The organism is Actinosynnema sp. CS-041913, assembly GCF_050942485.1.
Taxonomy (GTDB): Bacteria; Actinomycetota; Actinomycetes; order Mycobacteriales; family Pseudonocardiaceae; genus Actinosynnema.
The window spans coordinates 2888661-2904843 of record NZ_CP192037.1; the positions used below are offsets into that span (position 1 = coordinate 2888661).

12 protein-coding genes are annotated in these 16183 nt (G+C 69.7%); 10 read left to right on the forward strand and 2 right to left on the reverse strand.

Annotation, left to right across the window (positions count from 1 at the left end; all coding sequences use genetic code 11):
- Positions 1 to 34: 34 nt before the first annotated feature.
- Positions 35 to 1441 carry a sensor histidine kinase gene (locus ACQPZF_RS13915; protein ID WP_433271814.1) on the reverse strand — a complete coding sequence of 469 codons (1407 nt, stop codon included), beginning with the start codon at positions 1439 to 1441 and terminating at the stop codon, positions 35 to 37.
- A gap of 10 nt (positions 1442 to 1451) precedes the next feature.
- Positions 1452 to 2189, reverse strand: a complete 738-nt coding sequence (locus tag ACQPZF_RS13920) for a response regulator transcription factor (RefSeq protein WP_433271815.1) — start codon at positions 2187 to 2189, stop codon at positions 1452 to 1454.
- Between the two features lie 796 nt (positions 2190 to 2985).
- On the opposite strand from ACQPZF_RS13920, the gene ACQPZF_RS13925 reads away from it, so the two are divergent.
- The 10 genes from ACQPZF_RS13925 to ACQPZF_RS13970 all read left to right on the forward strand — a co-directional run bounded on the left by ACQPZF_RS13925 (position 2986) and on the right by ACQPZF_RS13970 (position 16164).
- Positions 2986 to 3561, forward strand: a complete 576-nt coding sequence (locus ACQPZF_RS13925; RefSeq protein ID WP_433271816.1) for a hypothetical protein — start codon at positions 2986 to 2988, stop codon at positions 3559 to 3561.
- A 20-nt stretch (positions 3562 to 3581) separates the two neighbouring features.
- A complete protein-coding gene (locus ACQPZF_RS13930; RefSeq protein ID WP_433271817.1) occupies positions 3582 to 4214 on the forward strand; it encodes a copper resistance CopC family protein in 633 nt (210 codons plus the stop codon).
- 31 nt (positions 4215 to 4245) lie between these two features.
- Positions 4246 to 4752, forward strand: a complete 507-nt coding sequence (mug, locus tag ACQPZF_RS13935; protein WP_433274550.1) for a G/U mismatch-specific DNA glycosylase — start codon at positions 4246 to 4248, stop codon at positions 4750 to 4752.
- 90 nt (positions 4753 to 4842) lie between these two features.
- On the forward strand, positions 4843 to 5064 hold the full coding sequence (locus ACQPZF_RS13940; RefSeq protein ID WP_433271818.1) for an RNA-binding S4 domain-containing protein: 222 nt from the start codon (positions 4843 to 4845) through the stop codon (positions 5062 to 5064).
- A gap of 740 nt (positions 5065 to 5804) precedes the next feature.
- Positions 5805 to 7286 (forward strand): sugar transferase, encoded by a 1482-nt coding sequence (locus ACQPZF_RS13945; RefSeq protein ID WP_433271819.1) that lies wholly within the window; start codon positions 5805 to 5807, stop codon positions 7284 to 7286.
- A gap of 50 nt (positions 7287 to 7336) precedes the next feature.
- Positions 7337 to 8398 (forward strand): Gfo/Idh/MocA family protein, encoded by a 1062-nt coding sequence (locus ACQPZF_RS13950; RefSeq protein ID WP_433271820.1) that lies wholly within the window; start codon positions 7337 to 7339, stop codon positions 8396 to 8398.
- Positions 8395 to 8997, forward strand: coding sequence for a dTDP-4-dehydrorhamnose 3,5-epimerase (gene rfbC, locus ACQPZF_RS13955; protein ID WP_433271821.1), 603 nt, complete (start codon positions 8395 to 8397; stop codon positions 8995 to 8997). The genes ACQPZF_RS13950 and rfbC overlap by 4 nt, the downstream gene beginning before the upstream one ends.
- Positions 8994 to 9992: an NAD-dependent epimerase/dehydratase family protein gene (locus tag ACQPZF_RS13960; RefSeq protein WP_433271822.1), complete on the forward strand. Its 999-nt coding sequence runs from the start codon at positions 8994 to 8996 to the stop codon at positions 9990 to 9992. Before rfbC ends, ACQPZF_RS13960 begins: the two co-directional genes overlap by 4 nt.
- Positions 9993 to 11108 (forward strand): DegT/DnrJ/EryC1/StrS family aminotransferase, encoded by a 1116-nt coding sequence (locus ACQPZF_RS13965; protein WP_433271823.1) that lies wholly within the window; start codon positions 9993 to 9995, stop codon positions 11106 to 11108.
- A gap of 238 nt (positions 11109 to 11346) precedes the next feature.
- On the forward strand, positions 11347 to 16164 hold the full coding sequence (locus ACQPZF_RS13970) for a DUF4082 domain-containing protein (protein ID WP_433271825.1): 4818 nt from the start codon (positions 11347 to 11349) through the stop codon (positions 16162 to 16164).
- Positions 16165 to 16183: the final 19 nt, after the last annotated feature.

The following is a 16183-nucleotide window of genomic DNA, read 5'->3' on the forward strand; positions in this document are numbered from 1 at the left end:
CCGCCTGTGCGCTTCCGACGTCCGGCGCACCGCCTCAGCGGGGGAGTCGGACGGTGAACTTCGTGCTGCCCGGCCGACTCACGACCGACACCTCGCCCCCGTGCGCCGCGACCACCGCCGCGACGATCGACAACCCCAGCCCCGTGCTGCCGGCGGCCCGGGACCGCGACGTGTCACCACGCGCGAACCGCTCGAAGACCTCGGGCTGGAGGTCGGCCGGAATCCCTGGCCCGTCATCGGCGACCGTCAACTCGACCTGCCGGCGCGACGCCCGCAACGCCGTCGTGACGGTGGTCCCCGGCGGGGTGTGGGTGCGGGCGTTGGACAGCAGGTTCGCCAACACCTGCTGCAACTTGTGCTCGTCACCGCTCACCGTCACCGGCTCGGGCGGCAGCTCCAGCCGCCAGTCGTGGCCGGGCCCGGCGATCCGCGCGTCGCTCACCCCGTCCACGATCACCCTGGACAGGTCGACCCGGTCACGTGCCAACGGCCGCCCGGCGTCCAGCCTGGCCAGCAGCAGCAGGTCCTCCACCAACGAGGTCATCCGCACCGCCTCGGACTCGACCCGGCGCATGGCGTGACCGATCTCCTTCGGCACCTCGTCCGTGGTGCGGCGGGTCAACTCGGCGTAACCCCGGATGGCGGTCAACGGCGTCCGCAACTCGTGACTGGCGTCCGCGACGAACTGCCGCACCCGCATCTCACTGTCGTGCCGGGCTTCCAGCGCGTTGCCGACGTGGTCCAACATGCGGTTCAACGCCAGCCCGACCTGGCCGACTTCGGTGTCCGGGTCGGCGTCCTGCGCCGGCACGCGCTCGGCCAACGCTACTTTTCCTTGGTGCAACGGCAGTTCGGCGACCCGACCGGCGGTGGCGGCCATCCGCTCCAGCGGTTGCAGGGTCTTCCGGACGATCAACGCCCCGGCCATCGACACCGCGATCAACCCGGCCAACGCCACCCCACCCAGGATGAGCCCCATGCGCAGCACGATGTTGTCCACTTCGGCCAACGGCAGACCGGTGATCATCACCGTGCCGTCGAGCGTCTTCACCGCCAGGACCCGGTAGTCGCCGAGTTCGTCGCCGAGGAACACACTGTGGGCCTTGGCGTCCGCCGGCACGGACGTGAGCAGTGCCATCTCCGCGGTGGGCAGGTTCTCGGGATCGTCACCCCCGGGCTTGAGCCGCGCGGCGTCGACCAGTCCGGGCCGGACGAACGCCACCAGGGTGCCGGGCCCGAACCCGGGACGGTCCAACGGACTGGGCGGCGGCAGACCGGGCATCGGCGGGCCGAAGCGCTCCACCCGCGCGGAGGCCTCGTACAACTGCTGGTCGAGCCGACCGACCAGGAAGTCCCGCAACGCGAACCCGGTGACCACCCCGATACCGGCGCAGACGATGGCGATCAACACCACCTGCTCGACGATCAGCCGAGCGCGCAACGACCACCGCTTAGGGTGCAGGCTTGAGGACATACCCCGCGCCCCGCATCGTGTGGATCATCGGCGCACGCCCGACGTCGATCTTCTTGCGCAGGTACGAGATGTACAGCTCCACGATGTTCGCCTGCCCACCGAAGTCGTAACTCCACACCCGATCGAGGATCTGCGCCTTGCTCAACACCCGCTTGGGGTTCCGCATCAGGAACCGCAACAACTCGAACTCGGTGGCGGTCAACTCCACCGCCTGCCCACCCCGCCGCACCTCACGGGTCTCCTCGTCCAACACCAGATCCCCCACGACCAACTCGGTGCCCGCAGTAGCCTCCGCGACCCCGGTCCGCCGCAACAACCCGCGCAACCGCAACACCACCTCTTCGAGACTGAACGGCTTGGTGACGTAGTCGTCCCCACCAGCCGTCAACCCGGCGATGCGATCCTCGACAGCATCCTTGGCAGTCAGGAACAAGACCGGCAACCCAGGCACATCGGCCCGCATCCGCCGCAACACCTCAAGCCCGTCGAGGTCCGGCAACATCACGTCCAACACGACCACGTCCGGCCGGAACTCCCGGGCGACCCGAACAGCGGACAATCCGTCCAGCGCAGTGCGAACCTCCCACTTCTCCATCCGCAGAGCCATGGACATCAACTCGGCCAAAGTGGACTCGTCATCAACGACAAGAACCCGAACCGGACTCCCATCGGCCCGACGAAGCTCAGGAGAAGCAACGGAACGCATACCCGACATCCTGAAACCACCTCTTGAGCCCACCCTGTGCCAACCCTGTGTACCACCTGTGAACACCGCCAGCCCGCTCACACCAACCCCGCCAGCACAGCAGCAAGAGGCCTGCGCGAGCCCACCGACCCGAGGCTTGCGCGAGCCCACCGACCTGAGGCTTGCGCGAGCCCGGCAGCCCGAGGCGTGCGCGAGCACAGAGAAGGGGCCTCGTGTTCTCCCCGTATGGCCTGCCCGCAGGGGACCGCGCTTGTGCTGGGAGTGCAAGCACGCTTTTCGCTTGCACTCCCAGCACAAGGGTGGTGGTCTTTGACCAGGCCATACGGGGAGAACACGACGCCTTGCCCTTCCTCCTTGGCGGCCTGCCGGTCCGGCGAGGACGCTTGAAGCCCTTCGACCCAGCGCGATCGCGACCGCCTCAAGATCAAAAGATCAAAAGCAACGCTCGCCGCTGGGCAGGCCTCCGGGGAGGGAAGGGCGTCGTGTCCTCCCGCATGGCCTGCCAGAGGCAACCACACGCGTCAAGGGGCCCTCGGGGAGGCTCAGGCGGTGCCTCTTTTGTGTTTCCGGACCCCTTGACACGCGCGGTTGGGCTGCGCCCAGGCCATACGGGAGAACACGAGGCCCACCGCTGTGCTTGCACACAGCCCCAACCGCGCGGGTCTCCAACCACCGGCACCAACCACCAACCACCAACCACCAACCACCAACCACCAACCACCAACCACCAACCACCTAAGACACGCACAGCCCGTGCCCAACGGTCACACAGCTCACGCACAGGGTTCGTCGGGAGCGTGGCCCCATGACTACCGAAACCGAGAACCCGACCTGGGGTGAGGAGCCACCACCGCAGGCCGCCGCTCCCGGACCGAGTTGGACCCCTCGCAAGACACTGATCGCGGTCGCGGTGGCCGTGGGGATCGCCGCTGTGGGCGGAGGGGTCATCTACGCCGCCGGCAATTCCGAGGCGGCCCAGATGGGCGGCATGAACGGCAAGGGCGGCAACGGCCTGATGGTGATGGGGCCCGGACCGTTCGGCGACACCGCGCACGGTGAGTTCCAGAACGGCGAGGTCACCGAGGTCGGCGACTCCTCCATCACGGTCAAGAGCACGGACGGGTTCACCGAGACCTACCAGATCACCGACGACACCCGGGTCAACGGCGGACAGGGCAACGTGCAGAGCCTCGCCACGGGCGACCAGGTCATGGTCGTCTCCAACGGCGACAACACCGCCCAGACCATCATGGAGAACGACGGCCGGGGCGGCCGTGGCAATGGCCAGCAGCCACCCGGCAACAACAAGGGCGGCGACCAGGGCAACCAGGGCAACCCCGGCAACCAGGGCGACGGACAGGGGCAGCAGCCCACCCGGTAGACCCGGTAGAACTGTCCGTTATGAAGCGACTGGCGCTCTCGGCACTCCTGGCAACGCTCGCCCTGCTCGGCGCGGCGCCCCCGGCGTCCGCCCACACCGAGCTGCTGAGCAGCGACCCGGCGGACGGGGCCACCCTGCCCCAGCCACCATCCCGGCTGACGCTGACCTTCAGCGAGCCGGTGCCCGCCGAGAGCGCCACCGTCACCGTCACCGTCCCGGACGGCACCCAGTGGAAGTCCGGCGAGGCGTCGGTGTCCGGCGCGACGCTGACCGTTCCGGTCACGCCGGACCCGGCCCCGCCGGGCCAGTACGTGCTGAACTGGCAGGTCGTCGCCCTGGACGGCGACTACGTCAGCGGCTCGACCACCTTCTCGCTCACTGCCCCGGCGACGGCCGTCCAGCCCACCCCGGCTCCCCAGCCGGGCACCCCGACCACCGCGCAGGACGGCACGTCGACGCCGCCGACCAGCGAACCCACCGCGGTAACGATCTCCGCGTTCGCCTCGGACCCGCCGGCCACCCGGTCCGCCGCCACGGACGACGGCGGTCTGCCGGTCTGGGTGTGGGTCGTCGGCGCGCTGCTCCTGGTGGCGGTCGGGGCGGCGGTGGCGCTGCGGCTCAAGGGCCGCAAGTCCGGCGAGACCCCGGAATGAGGGTCGACGGCGTGCCGGGGGTGCCCGCGTGATCCTTCCCGACGTGCTCGCGCCGGACCTCGACGTGCTGTTCTGCGGCATCAACCCGGGCCTGCTGTCCGCCGCCAGAGGACAGCACTTCGCCCGGCCGGGCAACCGGTTCTGGCCGGCGCTGCACCTGTCCGGCTTCACGCCCCGCCTGCTGAAGCCCGCCGAGCAGGCCGAACTGCTCGACTACGGCCTCGGCATCACGAACCTGGCCACCCGCGCCACGGCCAAGGCCGACGAGCTGACGCCGGAGGAACTCCGTGCCGGCGGCGCACGCCTGACCGAGCTGGCGGCGGCCTACCGGCCGAAGGTCGTCGCGATCGTGGGGATCACCGCCTACCGCACGGCGTTCGACCGCCGCACGGCGCGGATCGGTCCCCAGCCGGAGCCGATCGCCAGGTCCCGCCTGTGGGTGCTCCCCAATCCCAGTGGGCTGAACGCCCACTACCGGCTGGCCGACCTCGTCACCGTCTTCGGGGAACTGCGGTCAGAGGTCGCGCAGGCCTCGTAGGACCCGTTCCGGCTCCGGCAGGGGGCCGGGATCGGCTCCTCGTCGAGGACCCTTGGAACGGCGCGGTCTGTGCTGCGCGATGATGGCGCGATGCGCATCCGCGAGGTCGAGATCTCCGACGACATGATCAGGCTCGGCCAGTTCCTCAAGCTGGCGGGACTGGCGGAGAACGGCGCGCACGCCGGCGAGCTGGTGGAGGACGGGGAGGTCACGGTCAACGGCCGGGTCGAGGAGCGGCGGGGCGCGCAACTGCACGACGGCGACGTGATCTCGGTCGGGACCGAGAAGGCCCGCCTGGTGGCGAACCGATAACGGTTCGAGGGGACCAGACGGGAGTCCGACGCGTGTTCCAAGATCGGCGACCGGGCGTGGCGTCGGTCACGCCGAATGCGAGCCCCCGTCGGTTGTGTGTCGACAGTCGGCACACGGAGTCCGCCCACCCGCCGGCACTTCCGTGCGCCCCGTCGATCGCCGGCGTGACCCTCAGGCCGCCATTGTGCGCGCTGAGTGAAGTAAGTCACTGATCATCCACCGGGTGGCGGCGGCATTTGTGCGGTGGTGACGGGAAGTGGCCGGACCGTTGCGCCGAATAGTCGCCACCGGCCTGTGAATGGGTGATGTCGGGGTACCACCCGCAGGCTCCTCGCTTAGGGACTTAGGGCCTTTTTCGGACGGTGCCGGCCCCGCCGGGAAACCGGGTGTAACGGAAGCCGTCCCAGATTCGATGATCCTGCCCGCCCGTGCTCGACGGCTGCTTGCCGGCCACTGTGGACAGGGCTCACCTGGCACTGGCCGGAGTTTCCTGGCCCCGTCGAAGGGTGACCGCACGTCACCCGGCGGTCCTCCTGGGTGCTCGACAGGGTGGCCTCAGGAATCACCATCCGGGAACTTGTTCACTGTCCGTGTAACGCGCCGGCCCGGCCTGACGAATGACGGTTAGCCGAGGCGATTAAAACGCCGACCGCACATTTGCCGAACACACCACGCGGGTCCGTCGGGGGATGCCCTGCGATGTTGCACGTCCGAACCGGCCCAACCGGGGGAGCACAGCGATGAGCGAGCAGGTCCAACCCACGCGACGCAGACCGGTCGCGGGGGTGACGACGACCAACCGCACGACCCATCCCACGGTCAATAGCTGGGAGCCCGCCTACCGGTACGGCGTCATCGCCGCGGACATCGTCTGCACCATCCTCGTGGTGGTGCTCGCGGGCGCGGTGCTGTCGGCCAACCACCTGACCTTCGGACCGCTGCCGCTGCTCGCCCTGGAGGCGGTCACGGTCGCGATCGTCGTCGGGTCGCTGTTCCTCAACCGGGCGTGGAACACCACCGTGCTCGGTCAGGGCGCGGAGGAGTTCCGCCGGCTCGGCCGGGGCCTCATCGGCTCGGTCGTCGCGCTGGGGCTCGGCGCGCTGGCCGCCGGGCTGCCCGGCGCACGCCTGTGGGTCTTCCTCGTCGGACCGGCGATCGCGCTGGTGGCGTTCCCGGTCCGCTACGCGCTGCGCCGTCCGCTGCACCGGGCGCGCGGCGAGGGCAAGTGCCTGCTGCCGGTGCTCGCGGCGGGCAACGTGGACACCGTCAAGGACCTGATCAGCCGGACCCGGCGCGCGCCGCACCTCGGCTGGCGGGTGGACGCGGTGTGCACTGTGGACGGCCGTGCGGACATCGGCGTGGAGCTGGAGGGCACCCCGGTCGTGGGCCGGTTCGGCGAACTGGCCGAGCAGGTGCGCCGGGGTGGTTACCGGATCGTGGCCGTCACGCCGGACGCCTACTGGACGCCGCGTCGGCTCCAGCAGCTCGCGTGGGACCTGGAGGGCACCGGGGCCGAGATGGTCGTCGCGGCGGCCCTGATGGACTTCGCCGGCCCGCGCCTGCACGTCACCGGCGTGTTGGGTATGCCGCTGCTGCGGGTCACCGAGCCGTCGTTCACCGGGTTCCGCCGGGTGATCAAGACCCTGGTCGACAAGGTCGGGGCGTTCCTGCTGGTCTGCCTGCTGGCGCCGGTGCTGCTCGCGGTCGCGGTGGCGATCATGGTCGACACCAGGGGACCGGTGCTCTACAAGCAGCGCCGCGTGGGCAAGGACGGCAAGCCGTTCACGATCGTCAAGTTCCGCACCATGGTCACCAACGCCGACGCGCTGCGCGCGAAGCTGGCGCAGGTGAACGAGGGCGCGGGCGTGTTGTTCAAGATGAAGCGCGACCCCCGGGTCACCGCCGTCGGCCGGGTGCTGCGCCGCTACTCGCTGGACGAGCTGCCGCAGTTGCTCAACGTGCTCGCCGGCTCGATGTCGCTGGTCGGACCCCGGCCGCCGCTGCCGGAGGAGAGTGCCAAGTACGCACCGGACGTGCGCCGCCGCCTGCTGGTCAAGCCCGGCCTCACCGGCCTGTGGCAGGTCTCCGGGCGCAGCGACCTGTCGTGGGAGGAATCCGTCCGGCTCGACCTGCGCTACGTCGAGGACTGGTCGCTGGCGCTGGACGCGCTGATCCTCTGGAAGACCTTCCGGGCCGTCTTCGGCGGCCAGGGGGCCTACTGATGACCCGCCTACGTACGTCTCCCAGCGGAGGCGGCGACAAGGAGATGGAGATGGACCAGCCGATCGGCATCGCCGTCATCGGCGCCGGGTACTGGGGACCGAACCTGGTGCGCAACGCCCAGGCGACACCCGGCCTGAAGCTGCGCTACCTGTGCGACCTGGACACCGAGCGCGCCCGCCGGGTGCTCGGCGACTACTCGACCGTGCGGGTCTCCGACTCGCTGGACGACGTGCTCGCCGACCCTGCCGTGGACGCGGTGGCGATCGCCACGCCCGCCGCCACCCACCTGCCCGTCGCCATGGCCGCGCTGCGCGCCGGCAAGCACGTGCTGGTGGAGAAGCCGCTCGCGGCCGGCTACGCCGCGGGCCTGGAGCTGGTGCGGGAAGCCGAGGCGCGCGGCCTGACGCTGATGCTCGACCACACCTTCGTCTACACGCCGACCGTGCAGCACCTCCGGGAGCTGGTGCGGGGCGGCGAGATCGGCACCGTCCAGTACCTGGACTCGGTGCGGGTCAACCTGGGCCTGGTGCAGCCGGACGTGGACGTGCTCTGGGACCTCGCGCCGCACGACCTGTCGATCTTCGACGCCATCCTGCCCGACGACGTGCACGTGGTGCGCGTCTCGGCGCACGGGTCGGACCCGATCGGCGCGGGGCGCGCCTGCATCGGCCACCTGACGCTGGAGCTGTCCGACGGCGTGCTGGCCCACGTGCACGTGAACTGGCTGTCCCCGACCAAGATCCGCACCATGATCGTGGGCGGCTCGCGGCGCACCGTGGTGTGGGACGACCTGAACGTCGTGCAGCGCATCTCGGTGCACGACCGCGGCGCGGACGTCATCGAGGGCGACGAGGAGCGCACGCAGGCGATCATCTCCTACCGGCGTGGCGACACCGTCGCGCCCGCGCTGCCCGAACGCGAGGCGTTGCGCGGTGTCATGGCGGAGTTCGCGGCGTCGATCACCGAGAAGCGGGCCCCGCTGACCGACGGCTGGTCGGGGCTGCGGGTGCTGGCCATCCTGGAAGCGGCGTCGGCGAGCCTGGCGGCTCGCGGCGAGTTCGTGACCGTGCGGGACATCGGTTCCGCGAAGTTGGAAGAGGCGGTTGCATGACTGGGCTAGCGGCCCCTAAGCAGGGCATGGACATGACGGTCACGCCGACCGAGATCGAAGGCGTGTTCGTCATCCAGCCGGAGTGGTTCGAGGACGAGCGCGGCTTCTTCTTCGAGTCCTACAGCAAGCGGCGCTGGGAGCAGCACGGCCTGTACCTGGACTTCGTGCAGGACAACCACTCCCGGTCGGCGAAGGGCGTGCTGCGTGGTTTCCACTTCCAGAACTCCCTGGCGCCCCAACACCGCCTGGTCCGCTGCACGGTCGGCGCGATCTGGGACGTGGTGGTCGACATCCGCGCCGGCTCGCCCACGTTCGGCCGGTGGTTCGGCATCGAGCTGTCCGCGACCAACCGCACCCAGCTACTGATGGGCCCGGAGTTCGCGCACGGCTTCGCGGTGCTCTCCGACATCGCCGAGGTGCAGTACAAGACGACCGGCTTCCACCACCCGGCGGCCGAGGGGCTGCTGGCGTGGGACGACCCGGACGTCGGCGTGCCGTGGCCGATCGAGAACCCGACCCTGTCCGCCAAGGACAGCACGAACCCCAGCCTGGCGACGTACCTGGCCAACCCGGCTTTCCACTATGGAGAAACAGCGTGAACCTGCGTGACGCACGTGTCCTGATCACCGGCGGTGCGGGCCTGATCGGCTCGACGATCGCCGACCACCTGCTCGACGAGGGCGTCGCCGAGATCGTCGTGCTGGACAACCTGGTGCGCGGCCGGATGGAGAACCTGGCCGGGCCGCTCGCCGCCGGCGCGGTGAAGTTCGTGGAGGGCGACCTCCGCGACGCCGAGACCGTCAAGTCCACGATGGACGGTGTCGACCTGGTGTTCCACCAGGCGGCCATCCGCATCACGCAGTGCGCCGAGGAGCCCCGGCTGGCGCACGACGTGCTGGCCACCGGCACGTTCAACGTGCTGGAAGCCGCCGTCCAGGCGAACGTGTCCAAGGTGGTCGCCGCCTCGTCGGCCTCGATCTACGGCCTGGCCGAGGTGTTCCCCACCGAGGAGAGCCACCACGCGTACGCCAACCGCACGCTCTACGGCGCGGCGAAGGTCTACAACGAAGGCCTGCTGCGCAGCTTCAACGAGATGTACGGCCTGGACTACGTGGCCCTGCGCTACTTCAACGTGTACGGCCCGCGGATGGACGTCTTCGGCGTCTACACCGAGGTCCTGGTGCGCTGGATGGAGCGCATCGCCGCCGGCACCCCGCCGCTGATCCTCGGCGACGGCAGCCAGACCATGGACTTCGTCTACATCTCCGACATCGCGCGGGCGAACGTGCTGGCCGCCAAGACCGACGCCACCGACGAGGTGTTCAACGTCGCCTCCGGGGTCGAGACCAGCCTCGCGCAGCTCGCCGACGCGCTGCTCGACGTCATGGGCCGCACGGACCTCAAGCCGGAGCACGGCCCGGAGCGCAAGGTCAACGCGGTGCCCCGCCGGCTCGCGAGCACCGAGGCCGCCCGTGAGAAGCTCGGCTTCGAAGCCCGGGTGTCCCTCCACGAGGGACTCGCCAACCTGGTGGCCTGGTGGCAGAAGGAGACCGCCGACGGAGTCGGCAATCAGACGCTGCAAGGAGTTCGCTAGATGATTCCGATCACCCGCCTGTACGTCGGCCAGGAAGAGGCCGACGCCGCGGCCGAAGCGGTGCTGTCCGGGTGGCTGTCGGTCGGCCCGCGCGCGGCGAAGTTCGAGGAGCTGGTGGCCGAGCAGGTCGGCGCGAAGCACGCGGTGGCCGTGAACAGCGCGACCACCGGCCTGCACCTGGCGCTCGCGGCGCTGGGCATCGGCGCGGGCGACGAGGTGATCTGCCCGTCGTTCACGTTCATCGCGACGCCGAACTCGATCCGCTACACCGGGGCCACCCCGGTGTTCGCCGAGATCGACGAGCGCACCTACAACATCGACCCGGCGCACGTCGAGCGGCTGATCACGCCGCGCACCAAGGCGATCATGCCCGCGAGCCAGATCGGGCTGCCGGCCGACCTGCACGCACTCAAGGAGATCGCGCGCAAGCACGGCCTGCACCTGGTCGAGGACGCGGCGCCCGCGTACGGCGCGACCATCGACGGCGTCCGGCTGGGCACCATCAGCGACATCACGGTGTTCTCCTTCGACGCGCGCAAGATCCTCACCACCGGTGAGGGCGGCGTGGTCACCACCGACGACGCCGAGGTGGCGGCGAAGCTGAAGGCGCTGCGCGCGCACGCGGCCTCGATCTCCACGCTGACCCGGCACACGTCGACGGCGGTGATCTCGGAGAGCTACGACGAGGTCGGCTTCAACTACAAGATGACCGACATCCAGGCCGCGGTCGGCGTGGTGCAGCTAGGCAAGCTGGACCACGTCGTGAAGACCCGCCGCGCCCTGGCCGCCCGCTACGACGAATTGCTGGCGGGCAACGACTCCCTGATCCTGCCGCACGAGCCGGCCGGGTTCGGGCACGTGTACCAGTCGTACCTGGTGCGGTTGACGGACCACGCCCGGATCGACGTGATGAACGCGATGGCACAGCGCGGTGTCGCCACCCGGCGCATCACGGCGTGCCACCTGGAGCCCGTGTACCACGCGGGTGACGCCACCCCGTCGCTGCCGGTGACGGAGAAGGTGGCGGCCGACCACATCCTGCTGCCGCACTTCGTCGGGCTGACCGACGAGGAGCAGGACGAGGTCGTCGAGGCGCTGCACGCCGCCACCGCCTAGCGGTCGGCCGCGTCGGCAGGAACCCGGTGGCCGGGGGCAGGGCCCGGCCACCGGACCTTCCGACGTCATTGTTGACCACGCGGAGTGACTACGAGGTCCGGTCTCGCGTCGTCATCCAATCGAGATCACCTTTGTGCTAACACCTTCACATTTTTCACCGACTTCCGAGGCAACGAAGGTTGCACTACGGGGAGTAGTGACTACCGCGCTACTGAGCGTTCGAGGAGTTGAGTGGCCGATGACGTCGCCGGTTAGACGTCTTGTCAGGACGCTGTGCGCTGTGCTCATGGTGACCGGTTGTGTCACACCTCTTGTCGTCCTGACGGCCACAGTGGCGAATGCCGCGCCGTGCGACGCCCCCGTGGTCAACAAGGTGCTCTGCGAGAACACCAAATCCGGCACGCCGGACTGGCAGGTCTCGTCCCGCGACGACTCGATCCTCGGCTACACGACGGACATCAGCGCCACCCCCGGTGGCCAGGTGGCGTTCAAGATGCTGACGAACGCGTCCTCCTACACCGTCGACATCTTCCGGCTCGGCTGGTACAGCGGCGTCGGCGCGCGTCAGGTCGGCTCGGTGTCCCGCAACACCCCGCAGAACCAGCCGCCGTGCCTGCGCGACACGCCGAGCGCTCTCATCGACTGCGGCAACTGGGCCGTGTCGGTCACCTGGAACGTGCCGGCGGACGCCGTCTCGGGCCTCTACTACGCCCGCGTGACGCGCAACGACAACGGCCTGCGCAACGAGATCGCGTTCGTGATCCGCGACGACACCAGCACGTCGAAGATCCTCTTCCAGACCTCGGACTCGACGTGGGTCGCCTACAACCGCTACGGCGGCAACTCGCTGTACTTCGGCGACGGCCCCGGCCAGGGCGGGCAGGCGTACAAGGTGAGCTACAACCGCCCGTACACGGGTGGTGACGGCGACGAGAACTTCATCTTCAACGCCGAGTACCCGATGCTCCGGTTCATGGAGCGCAACGGGTACGACATGAGCTACACCACGGACGTCGACAGCGCCCGGCGCGGCCACCTCATCAAGAACCACAAGGTGTTCATGGCCGTCGGCCACGACGAGTACTGGTCGAACGAGCAGCGCGCGAACGTCGAAGCCGCCCGGGACGCGGGCGTGCACCTGGCGTTCCTCACCGGCAACGAGATCTTCTGGAAGACCCGCTGGGAGAAGAGCATCGACTCCTCCCAGACGGACTGGCGCACGGTCGCCTGCTACAAGGAGACCAAGGGCACCCAGAACGACGGCCTGAACGACTGGACCGGCACCTGGCGCGACCCGCGCTACAGTCCGCCGCAGGACGGCGGACGGCCGGAGAACTCGTTGCTGGGCAACATCTTCACCGTCAACGGCCGGCGCGACGACTCGCTCCAGGTGCCGGCCGCGTACGGCAAGATGCGGCTGTGGCGGCACACGTCGTTGCAGAGCATGGCCGCCGGCACCACCTACACGTTCCAGCCGGGCACGCTCGGCTACGAGTGGAACACGGTGGAGGACAACGGCTACCAGCCCGCGGGCGTCGGCCAGTTCTCCCGCACGACGGTCGCCATGCTCGACGGCCCGTACGTGCTCCAGAACCACGGCGACTACTACACGCCGGACACCAAGACCCACGCGATCACCTACTACAAGTACCCGTCCGGGGCGCTGGTGTTCGGCGCGGGCACGGTGCAGTGGGCGTGGGGCGTGGACGACGAGCACGCCTTCCTCACCAACACCCCGACCTCCGACATCCGGATGCAGCAGGCGACGGTGAACTTCCTGGCCGACATGGGCGTCCAGGCCTCGACGCTGATGCCCGGCCTGGTGCAGGCGACCGCGTCCGGTGACACCACGCCGCCGGCCGTGACCTACACCAGCGTCCCGGTGCTGTCCAAGGTCGGCCAGCCGTACACGTTCTCCGGCACCGTGACCGACGCGGGCCAGGTGACCGGCGTCGAGGTGTCCACCGACGGCGGCGTGCGCTGGCACCCGGCGGTGTGGCAGGCCGGCCAGACCGCGTGGAGCTACACCTACACGCCTCCGGCGTCCGGGCCCGCGCAGCTTCGCGTCCGCGCCGTGGACGACTCGCTGAACCTGTCCACCCCGGCCGCTGCTTCGCCCGGTGTCGCGACCCGGACCTGCCCGTGCGGGATGTGGACCGACAACGACACCCCGAAGACGCCGGACATCCTGGACGGCTCCGCCCTGGAGCTGGGCGTGAAGTGGCGTGCCAACACCGACGGTTACGTCCGCGGTGTCCGGTTCTACAAGGGACCGGGCAACACCGGCACGCACACCGGCACCCTGTGGTCGTACGAGGGGCAGCAGCAGCTCGCCACCGGCACGTTCGTCAACGAGACCGCGTCCGGCTGGCAGACCCTGCTGTTCCCGGTCCCGGTCGCGGTGTCGGGCAACACCACCTACATCGTGTCCTACCTGTCGCCGACCGGGCACTTCTCGGTCGACACCGAGTACTTCAGCCGCAGCTCCCGGTACCTGGAGCCGTTGACCGGCCTGCAAACCGGCGTGGCCGGCCAGAACGGCGTCTTCCGCTCCGGCGCGGGCTTCCCGGACCGCAGTTCCCAGGACAGCAACTACTGGGTCGACGTGGTGTGGGCGCCGGACCCCGGCCCGGACACCCGCGCGCCGGAACGGGTGAGCACCAACCCGCTGGCCGGCGCGGCGAGCGTCGGTCTCAACCCGACGCTGAGCGTGACCTACGACGAGGCCGTCAACCCGGGCACCGTGCAGTTCACGCTGACCGGTCCGGGCGGGTCGGTCGCGGGGGCCACTTCGGTGACGGGCAACGGGAAAACCGCCCAGTTCACGCCGAACGCCGCGCTCACCACCGGCACGACCTACACGGCGAGCGTGAAGGCCAAGGACGCGGCGGGCAACGAGACCCCGTTGCACAACTGGTCCTTCACCACCGGCGCGAACCGCCCGGCGACCTGCCCGTGCACGGTGTGGGACGACTTCGCGTCGCCCGCGACGCCGAGCGCCGACGACAGCACCCCGGTGGAGCTGGGCACGAAGGTCCGCTTCAACGGCAAGGGCGAGGTGCTGGGCGTCCGGTTCTTCAAGGGCGCGGGCAACACCGGCACGCACAAGGGTTCCCTGTGGTCGTCGAGCGGCCTACTGCTGGGCACCGGCACGTTCACCAACGAGAGCGCGAGTGGCTGGCAGACACTGACGTTCGCCTCGCCGGTCGTGGTGCAGGCGAACACGACCTACGTGGTGTCGTACTACGCGCCGAACGGCCACTACGCCGTGACACCGGGCTACTTCAACGGGCAGAGCGCGAGCTACGGCGCGATGCGTGCGCTGTCCAACGGCATCGACGGCCCGAACGGCGTCTACCGCTACGGCGTCGGCGGCGGGTTCCCGCAGTCGTCGTTCAACGCGGCGAACTACTGGGTCGACGTCATCTACAAGAACGGCCTCAACGGCGACACCACCCCGCCGACGCTGGACAACCGCACGCCGGGACCGGACGCGACGAACGTGGGGCTGAACTCCTCGCTGTCGCTGGCTTTCTCGGAGGCGATGGACCCGGCGTCGACGCAGATCTGGCTGTCCGACCCGGGCGGCGCGAAGCTGTACGGCACGGTGGCGCTCTCGGGTGACCAGAAGACCGTGACGTGGACGCCGAACGGCGCGTTGAAGCCCAACACCCGTTACACGGCAAGCGTTCTGCTCGCCGACGTGAACGGCAACGCGATGACGTCCACCGCCACCTGGTCGTTCACCGCGTCCACCACGGCGTCCTGCCCGTGCTCGCTGTTCAGCACGGCGACCGTGCCGACCACCACGTCGGCCGACGACAACGGGGCGTACGAGCTGGGCGTGCGGTTCATCCCGACGCAGAGCGGCCAGATCACCGGCGTGAAGTTCTACAAGGGCGAGGGCAACACCGGCACGCACACCGGCTCGCTGTGGTCGTCCGCGGGCGTCCGCCTGGCGACCGGCACGTTCACCGGCGAGACGGCGAACGGCTGGCAGACGTTGACCTTCCCCTCGCCGGTCACGGTGGCGCCGGGGCTGGTCTACACGGCGTCGTACTTCGCGCCGAACGGCCACTACTCGATCGACAACGGCTACTTCCAGGCCTCCGGCGTCAACGCGCCGCCGCTCACCGCGCCGCAGACCGGCGAGGGCAACCCGAACGGCGTGTTCCAGACCGGCGGCGGCTTCCCGACGACGTCCCACCAGGGCAACAACTACTGGGTCGACGTCGTCTACACGCCCAACAGCGACACCACGGCGCCGGTCAGCTCCGGCCACACCCCGCTGACCGACGCGGTGGACGTCTCGCTCACCACCCAGGTGACGGCGAGCTTCGACGAGCCGATCGACCTGACCAACACGCAGTTCGCGGTCAGCGACCCCGGTGGCGCGAAGCTCGACGGCACGCTGACCCGGTCGGCCGACCAGCAGACGGTGGTCTGGACGCCCGCCGCACCGCTGGCCGCGGCCACCCGGTACACCGTCAGCGTGCGGGCGGCCGACCTCGGTGGCAACATCATGGCCACGCCACTGACCTGGTCGTTCACCGCGGCGACCAGTCAGACTTGCCCGTGCTCGCTGGTCAGCGCGGCGACGGTGCCCACGGTGCCGTCGGCGGACGACAGCGGGGCGTACGAGATGGGCGTGCGGTTCACACCGACGGCCGACGGCCGGATCACCGGGGTGAAGTTCTACAAGGGAGCCGGGAACACCGGCACCCACACCGGCACGGTCTGGTCGGCGGACGGGTTGCCGCTGAAGACCGGCACGTTCACGAACGAGACCGCGACGGGCTGGCAGACGCTGACGTTCGACACGCCGCTGACGGTGACCGCCGGCACGACGTACGTCGCCTCGTACACCGTGCCGAACGGCCACTACTCGGTGAACCACGGCTACTTCGCGGGCTACACCGTGACGTCGCCGCCGCTGTCCGCGCCGGCCACCGCCGAGGGCGCCCCGAACGGCCTGTACCAGGTCGGCTCCGGGTTCCCGACGAACAGCCACCAGGGCAACCACTACTGGGTCGACGTGGTCTTCGAGACCGGCTGAGACCGCCGGCCGGGTCCAC